Genomic DNA, 19,903 nt, shown 5'->3' with positions numbered 1-19,903 from the left:
CAACCCGTTTGCGGAGGAGTCGCCATGCGCACGCTCATCATCGTTGTGATCGGCCTGGTGCTGGCGGCGCTGGCGCTGCGGCTCACGCCCGCCGCACACCGCCTCCTGGCGGCAGGTCTGTTCACCGTGGTCTGGCTGGGCGTCACCGCGCTCAACCTGCGCACCGGCCTGTCGCATGGGTACACCCTGGCCGAAGAGCTGCCCATTCACCTCGTGCTGTTCGGGGTGCCAGTGGCCGCGGCCTGGGTGCTTTGGTGGCGGCAATGACAGTATGACCGGTATGTCGATGCATTTTCATCGGGTATGCCGGCATACTCTGTTATATCGGGCTGCGGCCAACCCTGACATGAACCGGGTCGCCCGTCGCCGGTGACCACGGCGCCAGGACATGCCGGCCGCGTGCTTGTCCTGGATGCCCCGGTGTGATCCGCCCTGGCGATGCCACACTGGCGGCATGGATCGACTAGACCGTTACCGCATCTTTGTTCACGTGGCCGATCTGCGCAGCTTCATCCAGGCCTCGAATGTGCTGGACCTGCCGCGCGCCACGGTATCGGCCGCCATCGCCCAACTCGAGCACGAGGTCGGCGTGCGCCTGCTGCACCGCACGACCCGGCAGGTCAGCCTGACCCCCGATGGCGCCACTTTGCTGGAACGCGTGCGGCCCTTGCTGAGCGAGGCCCATGACATCGCCCAGCTGTTCCAGACCCGCGCGCACCAGGTCAGTGGCGCCCTGACCGTGGACGTCCCCAGCCGCATCGCGCGTCGCCTGGTGGTGCCGGCCTTGCCCGCGCTGTTGGCCCACCACCCCAGGCTGCAGCTGAGCCTGGGCTCCAGCGACCGCGCCATCGACCTGGTGCAGGCCGGTGTGGATTGCGCCGTGCGCTTCGGAGCGGTGAAGGACAGCTCGCTGGTGCAGCGGCGCCTGGGCATGGTGGGACTGGTCAACTGCGCCAGCCCGGCCTACCTGCAGGCGCAGGGCGTGCCGCACCACCTCGACGACCTGGACGCCATCCAGGGCGGGCACTGGATGGTGGGCTATGCCTCGCCAACCACGGGCCGCACCTTGCCCTGGGAGTGGCAGGCGGCCGATGGCACCCCGCAGACCCTGGCCCTGGCGGCCCGGGTGATCGCCAACAACGTCGAAAGCTACATCGCCTGTGCCCGCGCTGGCCTGGGCCTGATCCAGATCCCGCGTTTCGACGTGGCCGACCTGCTGCAGCGTGGCGAACTGGTGGAGGTGATGCCGGCCCACTGCGCACCGCCGCTGCCGGTCACGCTGCTGTACCCGCATCGGCGCCAGAAAACGCGCCGGCTCAGCGTGTTCATGGACTGGTTCGAAGCCTTGATGAAGCCGCACCTCGACCGCTGAGGCCTGTGGCGGCCGAGGGGTTGTGAGCAGAATGCCGCGCCTGTCGCGCTGCGGCGAGCCTGTGCTACCGACCCTGAAATCCCGATCGTTGACGGAATCGCCGGAACGCTCAGGCGCGCGTGGCGACGCGGCAACTGGCGATGCGGTCCATGAGCAGCTCGCGCAGCTGCACCCGGGCGTCGGGCCCCAGGTCCTGCAGGACGCGCCGGCCGGCGGCCGACTGCGTGAACCGCAGCTGCGCCTGCAGGTCGGCCACGTCCAGGCTGTCCTGCATGCGCTGCCAGGCTTGCGCATCGCCTCGCAGGCTGGCCAGCACGGCCTGGCTCAGGGCCTGGCCGGGGCGGCTGGTGAAGAAGTCGTTGGCCTGCTGACGCTCCGGCTCGGTCAAGGCGAGGCGCAACAGCCGGGCGACCGTGGGCGCAAAGTCGTCGGGCCGCAGGTTGTCCAGGCACTGCAGCACGCCGGGTTGGTGCTGCAGGCCCAGCTCGGGCTGACGGATGGCTTGGCCAAAGTGCACCCATTCGCGCTCGGCCAAGAAGCGCGTGGTGGCGTCGACCGGGAGCGGTCCCGGCATCGGGGCGGAGGCTGAAGCAGAAGGGACGGACGCGGGCACGATGGCGGTCCCGGCAGGGCTGGGGGCGGGTTGGCAGGCCTGCAGGCCCAGCGCCAGGCCCAAGACACTGGCGCCACGCGCGAGCTGCAGACCCCAGTGGGGCCGAGCGGAGGCCCTGCGCGTCGCAAGGTCGCCAGCCGCGGTCGTGGCCGAGTCTGAGCCGAGGAGGTGATTCGGGTTGCCAGAGGGGCTATGGAGTATGGCCTGATTCCCGATCATGAACCCTCGAATATGACTGAATACTGCTTTAAAACGATGTGATCCTAGGGCCGCCAAGCGTTGCAGCGCCACGCTGGCGTGCGCTGGCGCGGGGCCAGGGCGATGGGCTTGGCGCGGGGCGGCTAGGCTGGCGCAGTCAGGGTGCGCGCCCGCAGCTGGTCGGGGCTGACGCGGCGCGCCATCTGCCGAGCCCACGTTGCCAGGTGTGGGGCGCTGACCCTCTTGCGGGCCAGCCCCGGTCGACAGCACGGGGTCAACGCCGCGCATCAGGCGTGGGCGCGGGCCAGCACCTGGGCCAGGTAGCGGCCGGTGTGGCTGTCGGGGTTGGCGGCCACGGTCTCGGGGGTGCCGGTGGCCACCACCGTGCCTCCGCCTGCACCGCCCTCGGGGCCCATGTCGATCAGCCAGTCGGCGGTTTTGATCACGTCCAGGTTGTGTTCGATGATGACGATGGTGTTGCCGGCGGCCTTGATCTGCTGCAGCACCTTGAGCAGCAGGTCGATGTCGGCGAAGTGCAGGCCGGTGGTGGGCTCGTCGAGGATGTACAGCGTCTTGCCCGTGTCGCGCTTGGACAACTCGAGGGCCAGCTTCACCCGCTGGGCTTCACCGCCCGACAGCGTGGTGGCGCTCTGACCCAGGCGCACGTAGGACAGGCCCACGTCCATCAGGGTTTGCAGCTTGCGGCCAATGGTGGGCTGGTCCTTGAACAGCGTCAGGGCAGCTTCCACCGTCAGGTCCAGGATCTGCGCGATGCTGTGGCCCTTCCACAGCACCTCCAGGGTTTCTCGGTTGTAGCGCTGGCCGTGGCAGGTGTCGCAGGGCACGTACACGTCGGGCAGGAAGTGCATCTCCACCTTCACCACGCCGTCGCCCTGACAGGCTTCGCAGCGGCCGCCGCCCGAGCTTTGCGGCACGTTGAACGAGAAGCGCCCGGGGCCATAGCCCCGCTCCTTGGCCGTGGCCGTCTCGGCCATCAGCTCGCGGATGGGCGTGAACAGGCCGGTGTAGGTGGCCGGGTTGCTGCGGGGCGTGCGGCCAATCGGCGATTGGTCCACGGCGATCACCTTGTCGAAGTGGTCCAGGCCCTCGATGGACTCGTGCGGGGCGGCTTCGGTGTGGGCGCGGTTCAACTCGCGCGCGGCGGCCGCATACAGGGTTTCGTTCACCAGCGTGGACTTGCCCGAACCCGACACGCCCGTCACGCAAGTCATCAGGCCGACGGGGATGGTGACGTCCACGGCCTTCAGGTTGTTGCCGGACGCGCCGCGGATGTGCAGCTGGGCCTCGCCAACCGGCAGCCGGTCGGGGATGGCGATGGCTTTCTTGCCAGAGAGGTATTGGCCGGTCAGCGATCGTTCGTTATCGAGCAGCGCGGCATACTCCCCGCTGGCAATGATTTCGCCGCCGTGCACCCCGGCGCCGGGGCCCATGTCGACCACCCAGTCCGCGTCGCGGATCATGTCTTCGTCGTGCTCCACGACCAGCACCGAGTTGCCGATGTCGCGCAGGTGTTTGAGCGTGGCGATCAGCCGGTCGTTGTCACGCTGGTGCAAGCCGATGGAGGGCTCGTCGAGCACGTACATCACGCCCGTGAGGCCCGAGCCGATCTGGCTGGCCAGGCGGATGCGCTGCGCTTCGCCGCCCGACAGCGTGTCGGCGCTGCGGTCCAGGCTCAGGTAGTTCAGGCCCACGTCGTTCAGGAACATGAGCCGCGAGCCGATTTCGCGCACCACCTTGTTGGCAATTTCGGCCTTGGCGCCCGTGAGGTGCAGCGCGTTGAAATAGGCCTGGGCCTCGCCCAGCGTGACGTGGCTGATCTCGTAGATGGCGCGGCGCTGGGCGCCTTCGCCGACGAACACGTGGCGCGCTTCGCGGCGCAGGCGGGTGCCTTGGCAATCGGGGCAGGCCTGGGTGCTGCGGTACTTGGCCAGCTCCTCGCGCACCACGCTCGAATCGGTCTCGCGGTAGCGGCGGGCCATGTTGGGGATCACGCCCTCGAAGGCATGCGTCTTGTTGACCTTTTTGCCCGCCTGCGCGCCCGATTCGAAGACGTAGCTGAACTTGATCTCTTCGTCGCCCGAGCCGTGCAGCACGATGCGCTGGATGGACGCCGGCAGCGCTTCGAAGGGCGTCTCCACGTCGAAGCCATAGTGCTTGGCCAGGCTGGTCAGCAGCGCGAAATAGAAGCCGTTGCGCCGGTCCCAGCCCTTGATGGCGCCGCTGGCCAGGCTCAGCTCGGGAAACGCCACCACGCGCGCGGCGTCGAACACGTCCGTCACGCCCAGGCCGTCGCAGCTGGGGCAGGCGCCCACGGGCGAGTTGAACGAGAACAGGCGCGGCTCCAGCTCGCTGATGGAGTAGCCGCAGACCGGGCAGGCGAACTTGGCGTTGAACAGGTGCTCGGTGCCCGAGTCCATCTCGACGGCGATGGCGCGAAAGTTGGCCAGCCGCAAGGCGGTCTCGAAGCTGTCCGCCAGGCGCTGCTTCAGGGCCAGGCGCGCGGCCTCGTCGTCCTCTTGCCGCACCTTGATGCGGTCGACCACCACATCGATGTCGTGCTTCTCGTTCTTCTGCAGCGTGGGCAGGTGGTCGTACTCCAGCACCTCGCCATCGACGCGAAAGCGCACAAAGCCCTGCGCCTGGAGCTGGGCCAGCTGGTCGACGAACTCGCCCTTTTTCTCGCGCGCGATCGGCGCCAGCAGCATCAGCCGCGTTCCCTCGGGCAGGGCGAGCACGGTGTCCACCATCTGCGCCACGGTCTGCGCTTGCAGGGGCAGGTGGTGATCGGGGCAGTGTGGGGTGCCTGCACGGGCAAACAGCAGGCGCAGGTAGTCGTGGATCTCGGTCACCGTCCCCACGGTGGAGCGGGGGTTGTGGCTGGTGGCCTTTTGCTCGATGGAGATGGCCGGTGCCAAGCCTTCGATGATGTCCACATCGGGCTTGTCCATCATCTGCAGGAACTGCCGCGCATAGGCCGACAGGCTTTCCACGTAGCGGCGCTGGCCTTCGGCATAGAGCGTGTCGAAGGCGAGGCTGGACTTGCCCGAACCCGACAAGCCGGTGATCACCACCAGCTTGTGCTTGGGGATGTCGAGGTCGATGTTCTTGAGGTTGTGCGTGCGTGCGCCGCGCACGCGCAGATGCGAGCCCGCGTCCGGCTCGGCCGCCAGGGCAGGAAGGTGGGGGTGGGCGTGGTAGTCGTTCACTGCAACCATCGCGAGTGGTGGGCAACCCACCATTATCGTTGGCTGGCCAAAAGCCTGCCGGCTGCCACACTCCCCGCCGTCACGCAAATGGCCTTGTCACACAGGTGCCGCAAGACCGTGGCTGTCGGAGAAATACCACTGCGGGATTACCTGAATCGTTCAAGTGCAACAAAAACCTTCCAATCCACCCTTGCAACTTCGGCAACATGGGGCGGGGCACATGGAGGGCCCAAACCCCGGATCTGCCACAACTTGGAGACATGAATGAAAAAGCGCCTGATCGTGGCCGCCCTGGCCCTCACCAGCACATCGGTTTGGGCCCAATCCAGCGTGACGCTGTACGGCATCGTGGACTTGGGGGTGCGCTACACCACCAATGAAGGCCCGGCGGGCGACAAAGACCACTCGCGCACCACCATGATGGGCGGCGGCGGCATGTCGGAAAGCCGTTGGGGCCTGCGCGGCACCGAAGACATCGGCGGCGGCAACAAGGTGCTGTTCAACCTCGAGCAGCGCTTGAATGCCGGCTCAGGCGCCATCGTCGGCAGCGGGTTTCAGCAATCGTGGGTGGCGTTCCAGAGCCCCACGTTCGGCCGCATCAAGCTGGGTCGCGACTACAACGCGATGTTCTACCTGTTCACGTCGACCTTCGTTTCGTACCCCTATTCGCCGTACTACAACGCCTTCAAGCCCGAAATCGGCTTCTCGGCGGGTGCTCGCTCGAATGAACTGATTGCCTGGACAGGCACCTTCGGCCAAATCACGGCGCACCTGGAAGCCACGCTGCAGGGCGAAACCATCGCGGCCAATGGCATCAACAGCGGCGGCAAGAGCCGTGCTGGTTATTTGCGCTGGTCCAATGGCACCTGGACTGCCGGTGCCGGGTACCAAGAGCGTGACTTCGGCGGCGAAGACAAAAAACTCAAGATCTTTGCTGCAGGCGGTTCGTACAAGTCGGGCCCCTGGTACTTCAACGTGGCCTATGGCCAGAACAAGCACAACCTGGGCAACTGCAACGCCGATGCCCAGTGCACCGCTGACTACGCGGTGCTGAGCAGCCTGTGGCAGGGCACGGCCAATGGCGGCTTTGGGGGTTCTGCCTTCCTGATCGCCAACAAGCGTCAGATGATCACGATTGGCGCCAACTACCAGCTGACGCCGCAGCTGAACATCGGCGGCCACTACTGGTTTGCCAAGCAATCGGGTGAAACCGTGGCCGCCAACGGCAAGGCGCATTTCTTCTCCGTCGCCGCCGACTATGCGCTGTCCAAGCGCACCGACCTGTACGCCGAAGTGGACTACACCAAGCTCAAGGGCGACAACATCACGCTCAACGGCACCAGTGGCCCGAACGGCGCCAAGAGCCGCACCGGCGTGTCCTTCGGCATGCGCCACCGCTTCTGATTCGGTCCAGCCGATGCAACAGGCCACCCTCGGGTGGCCTTTTTGTCGTGAACAGCGCCCGTTCCAGGCCGCCGGCAGGCGCCTGGCACCTGCAACACAGGTCAGCCGTTGGCCGTGCGTCAAAATGCGCGCTTTGACTTGAAGGTGCGCCCGTGGGCGCAATCGCGTTGAATTCCCCCCTTCCCGAATCGAGCACGATGACGCCGCTGGAGCGTCGTGCCAGCGCCAGCCTGGCCTTGGTGTTCGCCCTGCGCATGCTGGGCCTGTTCCTGGTGCTGCCGGTGTTCGCCATCGAGGCGCGGCAATACCCAGGTGGACACGACCCCGCCTGGGTCGGTCTGGCCATGGGGCTGTATGGCCTGACGCAGGCCTTGATGCAGATGCCGCTCGGCCTGGCCTCGGATCGCCTGGGCCGCAAGCGGGTGATCCTGATTGGGCTGGCTGTGTTCGCGCTGGGCAGCGTGGTGGCGGCGCTGGCCAGCGGTATCGTGGGCCTGGCCATCGGGCGTGCCCTGCAAGGGGCGGGCGCCGTGTCTGCCGCCGTCACGGCGCTCCTGGCCGATCAGACCCGCGATGCCGTGCGGACCAAGGGCATGGCCCTGGTGGGCGCCAGCATCGGGTTGACCTTCGCCGTGTCGCTGATGCTGGCGCCGCCGTTGGCGGGCTGGATCGGGCTGTCGGGCATCTTTGGGCTGACGGCCCTGTTGGCGCTGGCCGGCATGGCGGCGGTGGTGTGGATCACCCCGGCCGAGCCGGCTCGCCACACCGACTTGCCGCGCGGCCGCTTGGCCGATGTGGCGCTGCATCCGAAACTCTGGCGCCTGGACCTGGGCGTGTTTGTGCTGCACGCTGTGCAGATGGCCATGTGGGTGGCGGTGCCTGGCATGCTGCTTCAGGCGGGCCTGGCCACGGCCGACCAGTGGCGGGTCTACCTGCCTGCGGTGCTGGCATCGTTCCTGCTGATGGGAGGGCTGTTCGCCCTTGAGCAGCGCGGCCACCTGCGTCAGGTGCTGCGGGCCGCCGTGGCCTTGCTGGCGGTCGTGCAACTGGCGCTGGCGTGGCTGGCCATGCAGACCCCCAGCCTGTGGGTGGTCGGCGCCGTGCTGTTCCTGTTCTTCACCAGCTTCAACGTGCTGGAGGCCAGCCAGCCCAGCCTGATCTCGCGGCTCGCCCCGCCTCAGGCCCGTGGCGCGGCCCTGGGCATGTACAACACCCTGCAATCGCTGGGCCTGTTTGCGGGGGGCGCCTTGGGCGGCCTGCTGATCAAGCTGCTGGGTCCCGTGGGTCTGTTTGCGACGACGCTGGTGCTGGCGCTGGTGTGGCTGCTGCTGGCGTGGCAACAGCCGATGCCGGCTCGGGGCTGACCGGCGCGGCAGCCTGGGCTGCCAGCCGGGCCAGCGTGATGTCGGCCATGGTGGCAAACAGCGGCCGGCTCACCATGCGCGAGATCAGGCTGGCGGCCATGGCGCACGCCATCAACCCCAGCACCAGGTCGTAGCCATCCACCATCTCCATCACGATGATCATGGCCGTGATGGGCGCCTGCGTGACCGCGCCCAGAAAGGCCGCCATGCCCAGCGCGATCAGCACCACGTGGTAGTCGGGCGCCAGAAAGTGCGCCACATCGCCGCCGATGCTGGCCCCCATCGACAGGCTGGGGGCGAACAGCCCGCCGGGCACCCCCGACCAGGCCGACAACCAGGTCGCCACGAACTTCAGCCAGGTCCACAGCACGGGCAGGTCGGACTGGGCGCTGTTGAGCAGCTCGCGCGTGTGCTCGTGGCCGCCCCCCGAAACGCTGCCCGCCGTCACCACATTGATCACCCCCACGGCCAGGCCGCACAGCATGGCAAAGCGAATCGGGTGCTTGCGCTGGAACGCGCAGACCCGCGTGGGCACGCCCGCGGCGGACGCGATCAACAGCCGGGCCAGCAGCCCCCCCAGCAGACCGCACAGCAGCGTCACCAGCACGGTGGGCAGCACCACGCCCCAGCCCACGGCTTCTGCGCGGATGCGGCCGAAGTACGAGAGGTTGCCGAACACCGAGATGGCCACCAGACCGGCCAGCACGATGCCCGAGAGCATCAGGCCGCTGCTGCGTTGCTCCACCTTGCGGTTGAGTTCTTCCACCGCGAACACGATGCCGCCCAGTGGCGTGTTGAAGGCGGCGGCGATGCCGGCGGCGCCGCCGGCGATCAGCAGCTCGCGCGGCTTGATGGCCGACTTGGCCGAGAGAAAGCGCCGCGCCGAATACATGATGCCGGCCGCGATCTGCACCGACGGGCCTTGCCGGCCCATGGACAGCCCGGCCAGGATGCCGCCCGTCACGGCCACGATCTTGGCGGCCGAGATGCGCAGCGAGGCCAGTTTGCTGCGGGTCGCGTTGTCCGTGTCCGGGTCGATGGCCGCGATGATCTGGGGCGGGCCCGAGCCGCCCGCGCCCTTGAGCCAGCTCTGCATCAGCCACACGATGAGGCCGCACAGGGCCGGCGTCCAGATCAGCGGCGCCCAGCGCCAGGTGTCGTGCAGGTCCAGGAACAGCTCGCCGGCCCAGTCGGCCAGCAGGGTGAACAGCACCACGGCCAGCCCCGCGGCCAGGGCAAACGACGCCACCACCAGGCGATCCAGCCACAGGCGTGAATTGCGCAGCTCGGCCAGCAGGTTGTCTCTGAAATTGGGGTCGCCCTTCATGGTCGGTCATTCTGGCAGTTCTGCCCGGCAGACCGTTCCCATCGCCTGCATGGGCCGCTGCGAATTGCTGTCAACGGCAACGGCCAACTGCGTTAGCATCACCGTCCACCTGTCAGACACCGGGGCAACTGCCCCTGCACCAAGAACGCCCATGGCCTCAGTCAACAAAGTCATCATCGTCGGTAACCTGGGGCGCGACCCCGAAACGCGTGCCTTCCCCAGCGGCGATCAGATCTGCAACATCCGCGTGGCCACCACCGACAAGTGGCGCGACAAGCAATCGGGCGAAATGCGCGAGCACACCGAGTGGCATTCGGTGGTGTTCGGCGGCAAGCTGGCCGAAATCGCCAGCCAGTACCTGCGCAAGGGCTCGCAGGTCTATGTGGAAGGCAGCCTGCGCACGCGCAAGTGGCAGGACCAGAACGGCAACGACCGCTACAGCACCGAAGTCCGTGGCGACACCATGCAGATGCTGGGCAGCCGCCAGGGCATGGGCGGCGGTAGCGGTGGCGGCGATGACGGTTACGGCCAGTCGGGCGGCTACGGCCAGTCCGGTGGCGGCGCTGGCGGCGGTGGGTACGACCAGCAGCCTCGCCGCGCGCCTGCGCCGGCACCACGTCCGGCCCCGATGGCTGCGCCGGCCCAACAGCCGCAACCGCAGCAGCGCCCGGCCAGCGGGTTTGACGACATGGACGACGACATCCCGTTCTGATCGTCGTCGGCGCGCCCAGGCGCGGCTCGCCAGCGGCCGTCAGGCGGTCTGGTGATTTGAATGTGCAGTATGCCCAGCTTGCCGTTGTTCAACAAACGGCAACCTGGGCATACTCCGTTTTGAAATGCGGCGTGTGCAGCGGAACACGGGTTTCACGGCGGCGGTGCAAGGCGGTCCACGTCGGCCGGCTGGACAGCCCGAGCGACCGCCGGCTGTCGCTGCACCCGGCGTCATCAGCCCCTGGCAACATCCCCAAGAACCCCTCGGCCGGTTTGCGGATGGCCTTGCGGTCCGGTGCCATGGCCGGAGCGCGGCGCCGTCCACTGAACCTGAGCAGGCACGACCTGACCCGCCCTCAGCCGCCGCGTCCAGCTGCCAGGCCTCCGACGCCCACGGCGCGGGCGCCACGCCCACCCCGGCAAGCTCCCGGCCCAACCGGCCATCGCACGGCCAACCAGCTCGAGCCACGACGAGGGGCCGTCACGCACCACCTGGACGACCCGTCGCGCTGCACCGATTTGGTTCGTCATGCCCCGTTTTGGTTGGCGGCTGCCAGTTTGTGGGTCACGAACTCGGCGAAGGCCGCCGCGGCCATGGGCAGGGCGCGGTCGCGCAGCGCGACCAGCACCAGCCGGCCCGTCGGCAGGCCGCGCTCGTCGATGGGGATGGCGACGGTGCCAGCCGCCGGCCCCGCGCCGATCTCGATCTGAAAGCTCACGCCGCCGGCCTCGCGCGCAAAGCCCCGCATCATTTCGTACGAGTTGGACACCAGCGGTGCCTGCGGGCTGGCCGACGACTGCTGGAACAGGTCCTCCAGCACACTGCGGCCGGACAGGCTGCGGTCCGGCAACGCCACGGGGTACTTCAGGCAGTCTTTCAGGCGCACGCTGGTGCGGCCGGCCAGTGGGTGATCAGGGGCGACCACGGCACAGGTGCGTTGCCGGGCCTGGGCCAGCACGGCCAGGCCCCTCAGGTCCGGCGGGTTGAAGATCAGCCCCAGGTCGGCCTCGAAGTCGGCGACGGCCCGCACGGCGCTGTCGCGGTCCAACACCTTGACGTCGAAGGCGATGCCAGGCCGGCTCGTCTGGAACGCGTGAATGGCCTGCGGCAGGAAGGTGGGGGCCAGGGCCTGGCTGGCCGCCACGGTGATGTGGCCGCGCCGCAGGCCGCGCAGGTCTTCGATCTGGGAGCGGACGTGGTCCAGGTCGGCCTGGCGCCGACGCGCGTAGCCCAGGAACAGCTCGCCCGCGGCGGTCAGGCGCACGCCGCGGGGCAGGCGCTCGAACAGCGGTGTGCCCAGTTCGGCCTCCAGGTCCTGGATGCGGCGGTTCACGGCCGATGAGGCGACGTGCAGGGTCTCGGCCGCCGCGCGGATGGAGCCGCAACGGGCGACGGCCTCGAGGTAGTGCAGAAAGCGCAGGTGGTGCATGGCGCATGCCCATGCAAGACCGATGCCGAAACGGCAGCGCAGCGTGCGGCAAAAGGTGGCACTTGAGATCGCTCGGTGGCATGGGGCTTGCACGGTTGTGCAGGTCGGGCGGGCCAGGGTGCTCCGCCCGGTTCCAACTGACCCTTCCCATCGAGAAAGCTTGTGCCATGCACCACGTCGACGTGTTCCGCATTCCCTGTCGCAGCCCCGGCGACACCTCCGGCCTGGAGGCGCTGGTGGCCGCCGGCCGCATCGTGCCCAGCGAGATCGTGGCCGTGATGGGCAAGACCGAGGGCAATGGCTGTGTCAACGACTACACGCGCGAGTACGCCACCAACATGCTGACCGCTTGCCTGGGCCGGCACCTGGGGCTGGCGCCCGAGGCCGTGGCGCAGCGCATCGCCTTCGTCATGTCCGGGGGCACCGAAGGCGTGCTCTCGCCGCACCAGACGGTGTTCGTCCGCCGGCCCGCACGCGGTGCCTCGGGGGCCAAGCGCCTGACCCTGGGCATCGCCTTCACGCGCGATTTCCGGCCCGAGGAGATCGGCCGGCGCGCCCAGATCGACGAGACCGCCGCCGCCGTGCAGCAGGCCATGCGCGACGCCGGCATCGCCTCGCCCGAGGACCTGCATTTCGTGCAGGTGAAGTGCCCGCTGCTGACCGCGGACCGCATTGCCGCGGCGCGTGCGCGCGGCTGCGAGCCCGTGACCGCCGACACCTACGAGTCCATGGCGTACTCACGCGGCGCGTCGTCGCTGGGCATTGCCGTGGCCACGGGCGAGGTGCCGCTGGCGGCCTGCACCGACGACGCGGTGTTGCACGACTGGCGCTTGGCGTCCTCCGTGGCCTCGGCCTCGGCGGGCATCGAGTTGATGCACAACGTGGTCATCGCCATCGGCATGAGCGCCCAGGCCAGCAGCGAGCTGGTGGTGGCCCACGACGTGATGGCCGATGCGATCGATGCCGAAGCGGTGCGCCGCACCCTGGCAGCGCTGGGTCTGCAGGGCGCTCAGGACCTGGACCGCATCGTGAATGTGTTCTGCAAGGCCGAGGCCAGCCCCGACGGCCAGGTGCGCGGCATGCGGCACACCATGCTGGGGGACTCCGACATCCACTCGACCCGCCACGCGCGGGCCGTCACGGGGGCCGTGGTGGCGTCGGTGGCGGGTCACGGCATGGTCTACGTCTCTGGTGGGGCGGAGCACCAGGGCCCGGCCGGCGGCGGCCCGATTGCCGTCATCGCCCGCGCCTGAGCCGCGATGCGTGTCCGTTCACAACCTGGAGGTGTTCACATGGAAGAGCAAGATGCCCTGGCGCATGTCAAGGCTGCGGCGGCCGTCCTGGGCCTGCCGCTTGACGCGGGGCGCGCGGCCGCGGTGGCCCAGCAGTTCGCCCGCACCATGGCCCTGGCCCGCCTGCTGGCGCAGGTGCCGCTGGGCCCGCATGACGAGCCGGCCGAGCTGTACCGGGCGGCACCGTTTCCCGACGAGGAGTTGAGCGCATGACCACGATGGAAATGCTGCAGGCCGTGGCCACGGGCGAGCGCAGTGCGCGCGAGGTGTGCGAGCAGGCCCTGACCACGGTGGCGGCCACGGAGCCGCGCATCAACGCCTTCACCGACATCACGGCAGCGCGTGCACGGGCCGAGGCCGATGCCGTCGATGCCCGGCGCGCGCGGGGCGAGCCGCTGCCGCCGCTGGCCGGCCTGCCGTATGCGGTGAAAAACCTGTTCGACGTCCAAGGCCTCACCACACTGGCCGGCTCGAAGATCAACCAGGGGCAGCCCGCCGCGGCCCAGGACGCGGTGCTGGTACAGCGCCTGCAGGCGGCTGGCGCGGTGCTGATCGGCGCGCTCAACATGGACGAGTACGCCTACGGCTTCACGACCGAGAACACCCACCATGGCGCCACGCGCAACCCCCACGACCCCACGCGCATCGCGGGCGGCTCGTCCGGGGGCTCGGGCGCCGCGGTGGCGGCGCGGCAGGTGCCGCTGGCGCTGGGCTCCGACACCAATGGCTCGATCCGGGTACCGGCCTCGCTGTGCGGGGTGTGGGGGCTCAAGCCCACGTTCGGTCGCTTGAGCCGCCGCGGCAGTTACCCCTTCGTCCACAGCCTGGACCACCTGGGGCCCCTGGCCGACAGCGTGGAGGGCCTGGCCCTGGCCTACGACGCGATGCAGGGCCCGGATGACCTGGACCCCGGCTGCCAAGCGACGCGCGTGCAGGCGGCGACGCCTGCGCTGGCGCAGGGCGTTGCCGGCCTGCGCATCGGCCTGCTGGGGGGCTACTTCAGTGCGCACGCCGGCCCGGCCGCCCGCGCCGCCGCCGCACTGGCCGCGCACACCCTGGGGGCGCAGGACGAGGTGGATTGGCCCGATGCCGCGCTGGGGCGTGCCGCCGCCTTCATCCTCACCGCCAGCGAGGGCGGCAGCCTGCACCTGGACAACCTGCGCCGGCGGCCGCAGGACTTCGAGCCGCTGTCGGTGGACCGCTTCCTCTCCGGGGCGCTGCAGCCCGCCGACTGGACCTTGCGCGCCCAGCGCTTTCGGCGCGGCTACCGCGATCGCGTCAACGCGTTGTTTCAGGATTGGGACGTGCTCATCGCGCCGGCCACGCCCATCGGCGCACCGGCCGTGGGCACCGAGTGGATCGAGGTCAACGGCACGACCCACCCCTGTCGTCCGGCCATGGGCTTGCTCACCCAGCCGATTTCCTTCGCCGGCTGCCCGGTGGTGGCCGCACCCCTGTGGCCCGCCGACAACGGCGGCCTGCCGCTGGGCGTGCAGCTGATCGCCGCGCCCTGGCATGAACACCTGTGCCTGCGCGCCGCGCGGGCCTTGCAAGAAGCCGGCGTCGCCCGGTTGGAGCCCTGATGATGGATGTGATGCAGATCAACCTGCCCGAGGTGCACGCCGACGTGGCGGCCCAGTTCGCGCGCTATGAACAGGCCCTCACCGGCAACGACGTGGCCGTGCTCGACGAGCTGTTCTGGCGCAGCCCCCACACCTTGCGGTACGGCGCAACGGAGAACCTCTACGGCTACGAGGCGATTGCCGGCTTTCGCGCCGGCCGGTCGGCGCAGGGTCTGGCGCGCACCGTGCTCAAGACCGTCATCACCACCTATGGCCACGACTTCGCCACCGCCAACATCGAGTTCCAGCGCGAGGGCAGCGACCGGATCGGGCGCCAGAGCCAGACTTGGCTGCGCACGCCGGAGGGGTGGCGCGTCGTCTCGGCCCACGTGAGCCTGCTGGCGCCCGCGCCCTGACGGACCGAGCGTTGCGGTGCATGCGCTGGCGCGCACCACCGCAGCGTCACGCCGGCCTGTGATGCCCGTGCCCCGCTTGTTGGGGTGGCGGTGGGTAAACGTCGTCAGCGTCGAATTGCCCGATGAGGGTGCTGCTGATTGTTGGGGGTATGGACCAATTTCCGTTTCATTGAAAACGGGAGTGTGTGTATACCCCATCGATCACCATCGCACCGCCGGGGCCTAGGCCTGCCCGCTCGACGTGCGCCGCGTCGCCGAGGCGCCTGCCTCGTGCAGGCGCGGAGGGCCCAGGGAGAACGCGCCGCGCGAGAAGCGCTTCACGAGATGCACCTCGCCCGCTCCGCAGGCGGCCCCGCCGTTCGGCTGCCATGGCGGGTGAGCCTGCGTCCCGGTCACATCCAGGTCCCCACCCGATGGTGCCGCGGGTGGCGGCGCCGAAATTGGCACTGTCGCCATGCAGCGTGCAGCCGGACGGCGGGGCCGCCTGCGGAGCGGGCGCCGCCCTGTGACGAACGCAGGCTGGATGGACGCGGTCTTGATGGACGCGGTTTGGATGGACGAGGTGGGCGAGGGCGGGACGACGAGGCCAGCCACCGGCACCAGGTCGCGCGCCGGGTTCACCTGGGCCTTGAACAGCGACGGGTTGGCCGTCTCCACCGTGGTGGGGTGTGGCGGCGGGTGGGACAATTCAGCCCTATGGACATCGAGCGCAACGTTCCCCTGCAGACCTACAACACCTTTGGCATTGCCGCGCGCGCCTTGCAGCTGGTGCGGCTGCGCAGCGAGGACGACCTGCACCAGTTGCTCGCCCACGCGGGGCACGCGGCCCAGCCCAAATTCGTGCTCGGGGGCGGCTCCAACGTCGTCATCACCGGCGACATCCGGCCCATGACGCTCAAGGTCGAAATCCCGGGCAAGCGCCTGGTGGCCGAAACCGACCGGCACTGGATCGTCGAAGCCGGCGCGGGCGAGGTTTGGCACGACCTCGTGGCCTGGACCCTGGCGCAAGGCTGGCCCGGGCTTGAGAACCTGGCCCTGGTGCCCGGCACCGTCGGGGCGGCGCCGGTGCAGAACATCGGCGCCTACGGGGTCGAGCTGCAGGACCGGTTCCACGAGCTCGACGCCATCGACCTGCGCAACGGCCAGACCTTCACGCTCAATGCCGCGCAGTGCGGCTTCGGCTACCGCGATTCGGTGTTCAAGCACCCGCCGGGCGATGCCCGCGATCACGGCCTGGCCGGCTGCGCCGTCATCGTGCGCGTGCGCTTTGCGCTGCCCAAGCAGTGGCAGCCCGAGCTGGACTACCTGGACCTGCAGCGCAAGCAGGCCGAAACCGGCGTGGCCCGGCCCACGGCGCAGCAGGTGTTCGATTGGGTGTGCGCCATCCGCCGTGCCAAGCTGCCCGACCCGGCCGTCATCGGCAATGCCGGCAGCTTCTTCAAGAACCCCACCTGCACCGAAGCCCAGGTGCGCGACATCATCGCGCGTGAACCCAAGCTGGTGCACTACCCCATGCCCGATGGCTCCATCAAGCTGGCCGCGGGCTGGCTCATCGACGCCTGCGGCTGGAAGGGCAAGGCCGTGGGCAAGGCCGCCGTGTACGACAAGCAGGCGCTGGTGCTCGTCAACAAAGGCGGTGCCACGGGCGGTGAGGTCATGACCCTGGCCAAGTCGATCCAGACCAGCGTGTACGAGCGCTTTGGCATTCGGCTGGAACCTGAGCCTGTGGTGGTGTGACAGAGTATTGGCCTGCTGCCTTTCGAAAATAATCGGCAATGGGTGGATACTGCTTGGAAAAACCATCCCTGATGAAGCCATGGGTGACGACAGCTCAGGCGACGCCGGGGTCGGGCCGTGCGAGGGATGTGGGGGGCAGATGCGAGGTTGAAGCTGGCGTGATCCGCGCTGGGCGCGCGGCCCTGCGTGCGCAATGCCGTCAAGCACCCAGCCGCCGCGTTGGCGCTCGCGCTTCGCTGGCGAACACCGGCGGTGCTGCCACGGGGCAGGCCCGCACACGGCAGTCGGTGTGCACCGTCCAGCCGCATGTCCCCGTACGCCGTTTGCGTCTACGCCCGGTCCAGCACGCGCTCAACCGGCTTCCGCGTCGGGATGAGCGGCCGGAGGTCGGCCGACACGCCGGCGGGCGACGCTGCCTGCCTTCCCAAGCCGCCAGCGCCCGGCGCAAGATGGGGGCTTGTCCGTGTGGAGAAGCCCATGCTTGATCTTGCCGTCCCCTGGTGGGAATTCATCGTTCGTGGCCTGGTGGTGTATGCCTTTCTGCTCGTCTTTCTGCGCGTGACGAGCCGGCGCCAGATCGGCCAGTACGCGCCGTTCGACCTCGTGCTGCTGCTCATCCTCTCGAACGCGGTGCAGAACGCCATGAACGCGGGAGACAACTCGCTGATCGGCGGCTTGCTGTCGGCCACCACGCTGCTGCTGTGCCATGCCGGCCTGGGCTGGCTGGGCAACCGCAGCCTGCGGCTGTCGCGCTGGGTGGACGGCCAGCCCATCGTGCTCATCGACAACGGCGTGCTGAAGCAGGAGGCGCTGCGCAGCCAGGGCCTGTCGGTGGACGACGTGAAGGCGGCGCTGCGCGCGGGCGGCTGCCTGCACGTGACCGAGGTGCGCCGCGCCACCATCGAGACCAATGGCCAGATCACCGTGGTGCCGCGCCGCCCGGGCACGGACCTGGCGGCGCCGCATGAGCCAGACTGACCGCGACTGCGACTGCGACTGCGACTGCGACTGCGGACTGCGGACTGCGGACTGTGCGGCGCAATCAGGCGCCGGAACCGGCGGCGTGAGCCGGCGGTGGCGCCGGGCGTGGATGGCCCAGGCGCCAGTGGGCAGCGCCGTCAGGTCCGGGGCTTGTCGGCCTTGCTGGGCCGTTTCCAGTTCGCAAAGCTCACGGGCTTGGCGCGCGCGATGGTCAGCGCACCGGGCGGCGTGCTCTTGTTGACGGTGGAGCCGCCGCCGATGGTGCCGCCCGCGCCCAGCGTGACGGGTGCGACCAGCACGCAATTGCTGCCCACGTGCACATCGGCCTCGATCACGGTGCGGTGTTTGTTGGCGCCGTCGTAGTTGGCCGTGATGCTGCCCGCGCCGTAGTTCACGCGCTCGCCCACCGTGGCGTCGCCCAGATAGGCCAGGTGGTTGGCCTTGGCGCCGTCGGCCAGGCTGGAGTTCTTCACCTCGACGAAGTTGCCGATGTGCACGTCTGCCCCCAGCACCGCGCCCGGGCGCAGGCGCGCAAAGGGGCCGATCTGCGAGCCGGCGCCCACGGTGATGCCCTGGCTGCCGCCGTCGATGTGGGTGAAGGGCTGGATCTGCACGCCGCTGGCGATGTGGGCGTTGGCGATCACGCAGTGCGCGCCCACGCGCACGCCGCTGCCCAGCTGCACACGGCCTTCGAACACGCAGCCCACGTCGATGTCCACGTCTTCGCCGCAGTCCAGCTCGCCGCGCAGGTCGAAGCGGGCCGGGTCGGCCAGGCGCACACCGGCGTCCAGGAGAGCATGGGCCTGGCGCAGCTGGCAGGCACGCTCGAGCTGAGCCAACTGGCGCGGGCTGTTCACGCCTTCCACCTGGGTGGCGTCGGCAATGCACAAGGCTTTGACGGGTATGTCCTGTTCCACGGCCATTTTCACAACGTCGGTCAGGTAATACTCACCTTGGGCGTTGTTGTTGCGCAGGGCACCCAGCCAGCCCGAGAGGTGGCGCATGGGCACGGCCATGATGCCGGAGTAGATCTCGTCGATGGCGCGCTGGGCCTCGCTGGCGTCTTTGTGCTCGACGATGGCCTGCACCGCCGCGTCGGCGCCGCCAGGGGCGCGCACGATGCGGCCGTAACCGCTGGGGTCGGGCAGGCGCACGGTCAGCAGGGCCAGGGCGTCGCTGCCGGCCAGCGCGACCAGCTGGCGCAGCGTGTCCACCTCGGTCAGGGGCACGTCGCCGGACAGGATGAGCACCGTGGCGTCCGGGCTCAGGTGCGGCTGCGCCTGCTGCACGGCGTGGCCGGTGCCCAGTTGCGGCATCTGGGACGGGAAGAAGAACGCGCCGGGCTCGCGGCCCTGGCTGCGCTGGGCCTGCAGCCAGCCGGCGCAGTGCTGCTGAACGGCCTCGGCCTGGTGGCCCACGATCACGGCCACGCGGCGCGGCGCCAGCTGCTGCACCGTGTCCAGCACGTGGTCAAGCAAGGGCTTGCCCGCCAGGCGTTGCAGGACCTTGGGCAGGCTGGATTTCATGCGGGTGCCTTTGCCCGCGGCCATGATGGCCACTTCAATCGCTGAATTCATGGTGGCCGGATTATCGGCGCAGGCTGGGGCGTGCCCTGCATGCGCCATGCGAGGGCGATCTGTCAGACGAATGTCCCAGGCGGTTGTTTTGTGTAATACATTTGGATTAATTAAACATGGCATGACCGGCACCGGCTGGAGGAGACTGGCATGGCTTTACAGGAGATCTTCGTGTCCTGGCGGTTGACGCCCGACGCGCGGCCCGAGCAGGTGGGCGAGCTGTTCAAGCAGGCCCGGGTCTGCAGCGCGCAACACGGACTCACCGGCCTGCTGGTGTTCGATGGCGAATACCTGGTGGCGCACCTCGAAGGCGAGGCGGACGCGGTGCAGGGCGCGCTGGCGCTGCTGGGGTGCGCGGCCTGGCAGGAGTCGGCCTCGGTGCAGCACGCCTCGCCCCTCCTGCGGCGCAGTTATGCCCGGTTTCGCACCGGCTATGCCTGGGACGATGGCGGCGACCCGCCGTTGACCGACGCCCCGGACAGCGCCCTGGCGGCCCTGACGGGCTTGCAGGGGGAATCGGCCACACGCGCCTTGCGTGCGCGCCAGCATGGCCTGGAGCTGGACTGACCCCGAGACTGACTGGATGATCGATTGAGGGGTATGGGGCGGTATCCGTTTTTAGAATAATGATAGTCCATTCATACTCTCTAAAAATATTGGCGATGTAGAGGGTGGACCCCTGCATGCCATGG

Annotated in this window: 17 protein-coding genes; 12 read left to right on the top strand and 5 right to left on the bottom strand. The window is 68.9% G+C overall.

Going from position 1 to position 19,903, the window contains the following annotated elements:
- The first annotated feature begins 24 nt into the window (after positions 1-24).
- Positions 25-267 (top strand): hypothetical protein, encoded by a 243-nt coding sequence (locus CCO03_RS17495; protein WP_087283174.1) that lies wholly within the window; start codon positions 25-27, stop codon positions 265-267.
- A 187-nt stretch (positions 268-454) separates the two neighbouring features.
- Positions 455-1,372, top strand: coding sequence for a LysR family transcriptional regulator (locus tag CCO03_RS17490; protein WP_087283172.1), 918 nt, complete (start codon positions 455-457; stop codon positions 1,370-1,372).
- 109 nt (positions 1,373-1,481) lie between these two features.
- Here CCO03_RS17490 and CCO03_RS17485 read toward each other — a convergent pair whose 3' ends face one another.
- Both CCO03_RS17485 and uvrA read right to left on the bottom strand, forming a co-directional pair.
- Positions 1,482-1,946, bottom strand: a complete 465-nt coding sequence (locus tag CCO03_RS17485) for a DUF2059 domain-containing protein (RefSeq protein WP_087283170.1) — start codon at positions 1,944-1,946, stop codon at positions 1,482-1,484.
- A 524-nt stretch (positions 1,947-2,470) separates the two neighbouring features.
- Entirely contained in the window at positions 2,471-5,419 is a 2,949-nt protein-coding gene (uvrA, locus tag CCO03_RS17480) for an excinuclease ABC subunit UvrA (protein WP_169717489.1), read from the bottom strand.
- 255 nt (positions 5,420-5,674) lie between these two features.
- Here uvrA and CCO03_RS17475 point away from each other — a divergent pair, with 255 nt between their 5' ends.
- Positions 5,675-6,814, top strand: a complete 1,140-nt coding sequence (locus CCO03_RS17475; RefSeq protein WP_087283166.1) for a porin — start codon at positions 5,675-5,677, stop codon at positions 6,812-6,814.
- A 197-nt stretch (positions 6,815-7,011) separates the two neighbouring features.
- Positions 7,012-8,178 (top strand): MFS transporter, encoded by a 1,167-nt coding sequence (locus CCO03_RS17470; protein WP_087283164.1) that lies wholly within the window; start codon positions 7,012-7,014, stop codon positions 8,176-8,178.
- Here CCO03_RS17470 and CCO03_RS17465 read toward each other — a convergent pair.
- A complete protein-coding gene (locus CCO03_RS17465; RefSeq protein WP_087283162.1) occupies positions 8,078-9,505 on the bottom strand; it encodes a chloride channel protein in 1,428 nt (475 codons plus the stop codon). The two genes, CCO03_RS17470 and CCO03_RS17465, sit on opposite strands and share 101 nt — an antisense overlap.
- 151 nt (positions 9,506-9,656) lie before the next feature.
- Between CCO03_RS17465 and ssb the strand changes: the two genes are divergently transcribed.
- Positions 9,657-10,217, top strand: a complete 561-nt coding sequence (gene ssb, locus CCO03_RS17460; RefSeq protein WP_087283160.1) for a single-stranded DNA-binding protein — start codon at positions 9,657-9,659, stop codon at positions 10,215-10,217.
- A 526-nt stretch (positions 10,218-10,743) separates the two neighbouring features.
- On the opposite strand, the gene CCO03_RS17455 is transcribed toward ssb, so the two are convergent.
- Positions 10,744-11,646 carry a LysR family transcriptional regulator gene (locus tag CCO03_RS17455; protein ID WP_087283157.1) on the bottom strand — a complete coding sequence of 301 codons (903 nt, stop codon included), beginning with the start codon at positions 11,644-11,646 and terminating at the stop codon, positions 10,744-10,746.
- A 167-nt stretch (positions 11,647-11,813) separates the two neighbouring features.
- Here CCO03_RS17455 and atzD point away from each other — a divergent pair, with 167 nt between their 5' ends.
- The 6 genes from atzD to CCO03_RS17425 all read left to right on the top strand — a co-directional run bounded on the left by atzD (position 11,814) and on the right by CCO03_RS17425 (position 17,631).
- Positions 11,814-12,899 carry a cyanuric acid amidohydrolase gene (gene atzD / locus CCO03_RS17450; RefSeq protein ID WP_087283155.1) on the top strand — a complete coding sequence of 362 codons (1,086 nt, stop codon included), beginning with the start codon at positions 11,814-11,816 and terminating at the stop codon, positions 12,897-12,899.
- A 39-nt stretch (positions 12,900-12,938) separates the two neighbouring features.
- The gene (locus CCO03_RS17445; protein WP_087283153.1) at positions 12,939-13,151 is read left to right on the top strand and encodes an AtzG-like protein; all 213 of its coding nucleotides are present in this window, start codon (positions 12,939-12,941) and stop codon (positions 13,149-13,151) included.
- Positions 13,148-14,521 carry an AtzE family amidohydrolase gene (locus tag CCO03_RS17440; protein WP_087283151.1) on the top strand — a complete coding sequence of 458 codons (1,374 nt, stop codon included), beginning with the start codon at positions 13,148-13,150 and terminating at the stop codon, positions 14,519-14,521. The genes CCO03_RS17445 and CCO03_RS17440 overlap by 4 nt, the downstream gene beginning before the upstream one ends.
- A gap of 11 nt (positions 14,522-14,532) precedes the next feature.
- Positions 14,533-14,916 carry an oxalurate catabolism protein HpxZ gene (gene hpxZ, locus CCO03_RS17435; protein WP_087284869.1) on the top strand — a complete coding sequence of 128 codons (384 nt, stop codon included), beginning with the start codon at positions 14,533-14,535 and terminating at the stop codon, positions 14,914-14,916.
- A 696-nt stretch (positions 14,917-15,612) separates the two neighbouring features.
- The gene (murB, locus tag CCO03_RS17430; protein ID WP_087283149.1) at positions 15,613-16,653 is read left to right on the top strand and encodes a UDP-N-acetylmuramate dehydrogenase; all 1,041 of its coding nucleotides are present in this window, start codon (positions 15,613-15,615) and stop codon (positions 16,651-16,653) included.
- Between the two features lie 477 nt (positions 16,654-17,130).
- Positions 17,131-17,631: a DUF421 domain-containing protein gene (locus CCO03_RS17425; RefSeq protein WP_087284867.1), complete on the top strand. Its 501-nt coding sequence runs from the start codon at positions 17,131-17,133 to the stop codon at positions 17,629-17,631.
- Positions 17,632-17,771: 140 nt separating this feature from the next.
- Here the strand turns inward: CCO03_RS17425 and glmU are convergent, their stop codons facing one another.
- Positions 17,772-19,211, bottom strand: a complete 1,440-nt coding sequence (gene glmU / locus CCO03_RS17420; RefSeq protein ID WP_087283147.1) for a bifunctional UDP-N-acetylglucosamine diphosphorylase/glucosamine-1-phosphate N-acetyltransferase GlmU — start codon at positions 19,209-19,211, stop codon at positions 17,772-17,774.
- A gap of 150 nt (positions 19,212-19,361) precedes the next feature.
- Between glmU and CCO03_RS17415 the strand changes: the two genes are divergently transcribed.
- Positions 19,362-19,778, top strand: a complete 417-nt coding sequence (locus tag CCO03_RS17415; protein WP_087283145.1) for a BLUF domain-containing protein — start codon at positions 19,362-19,364, stop codon at positions 19,776-19,778.
- Positions 19,779-19,903 lie beyond the last annotated feature (125 nt).

It is taken from the genome of Comamonas serinivorans, assembly GCF_002158865.1.
Taxonomy (GTDB): Bacteria; Pseudomonadota; Gammaproteobacteria; order Burkholderiales; family Burkholderiaceae_C; genus Comamonas_E; species Comamonas_E serinivorans.
Note: the sequence above shows the minus strand (reverse complement) of the source record. Positions and strands in the feature narration are given on the sequence as shown.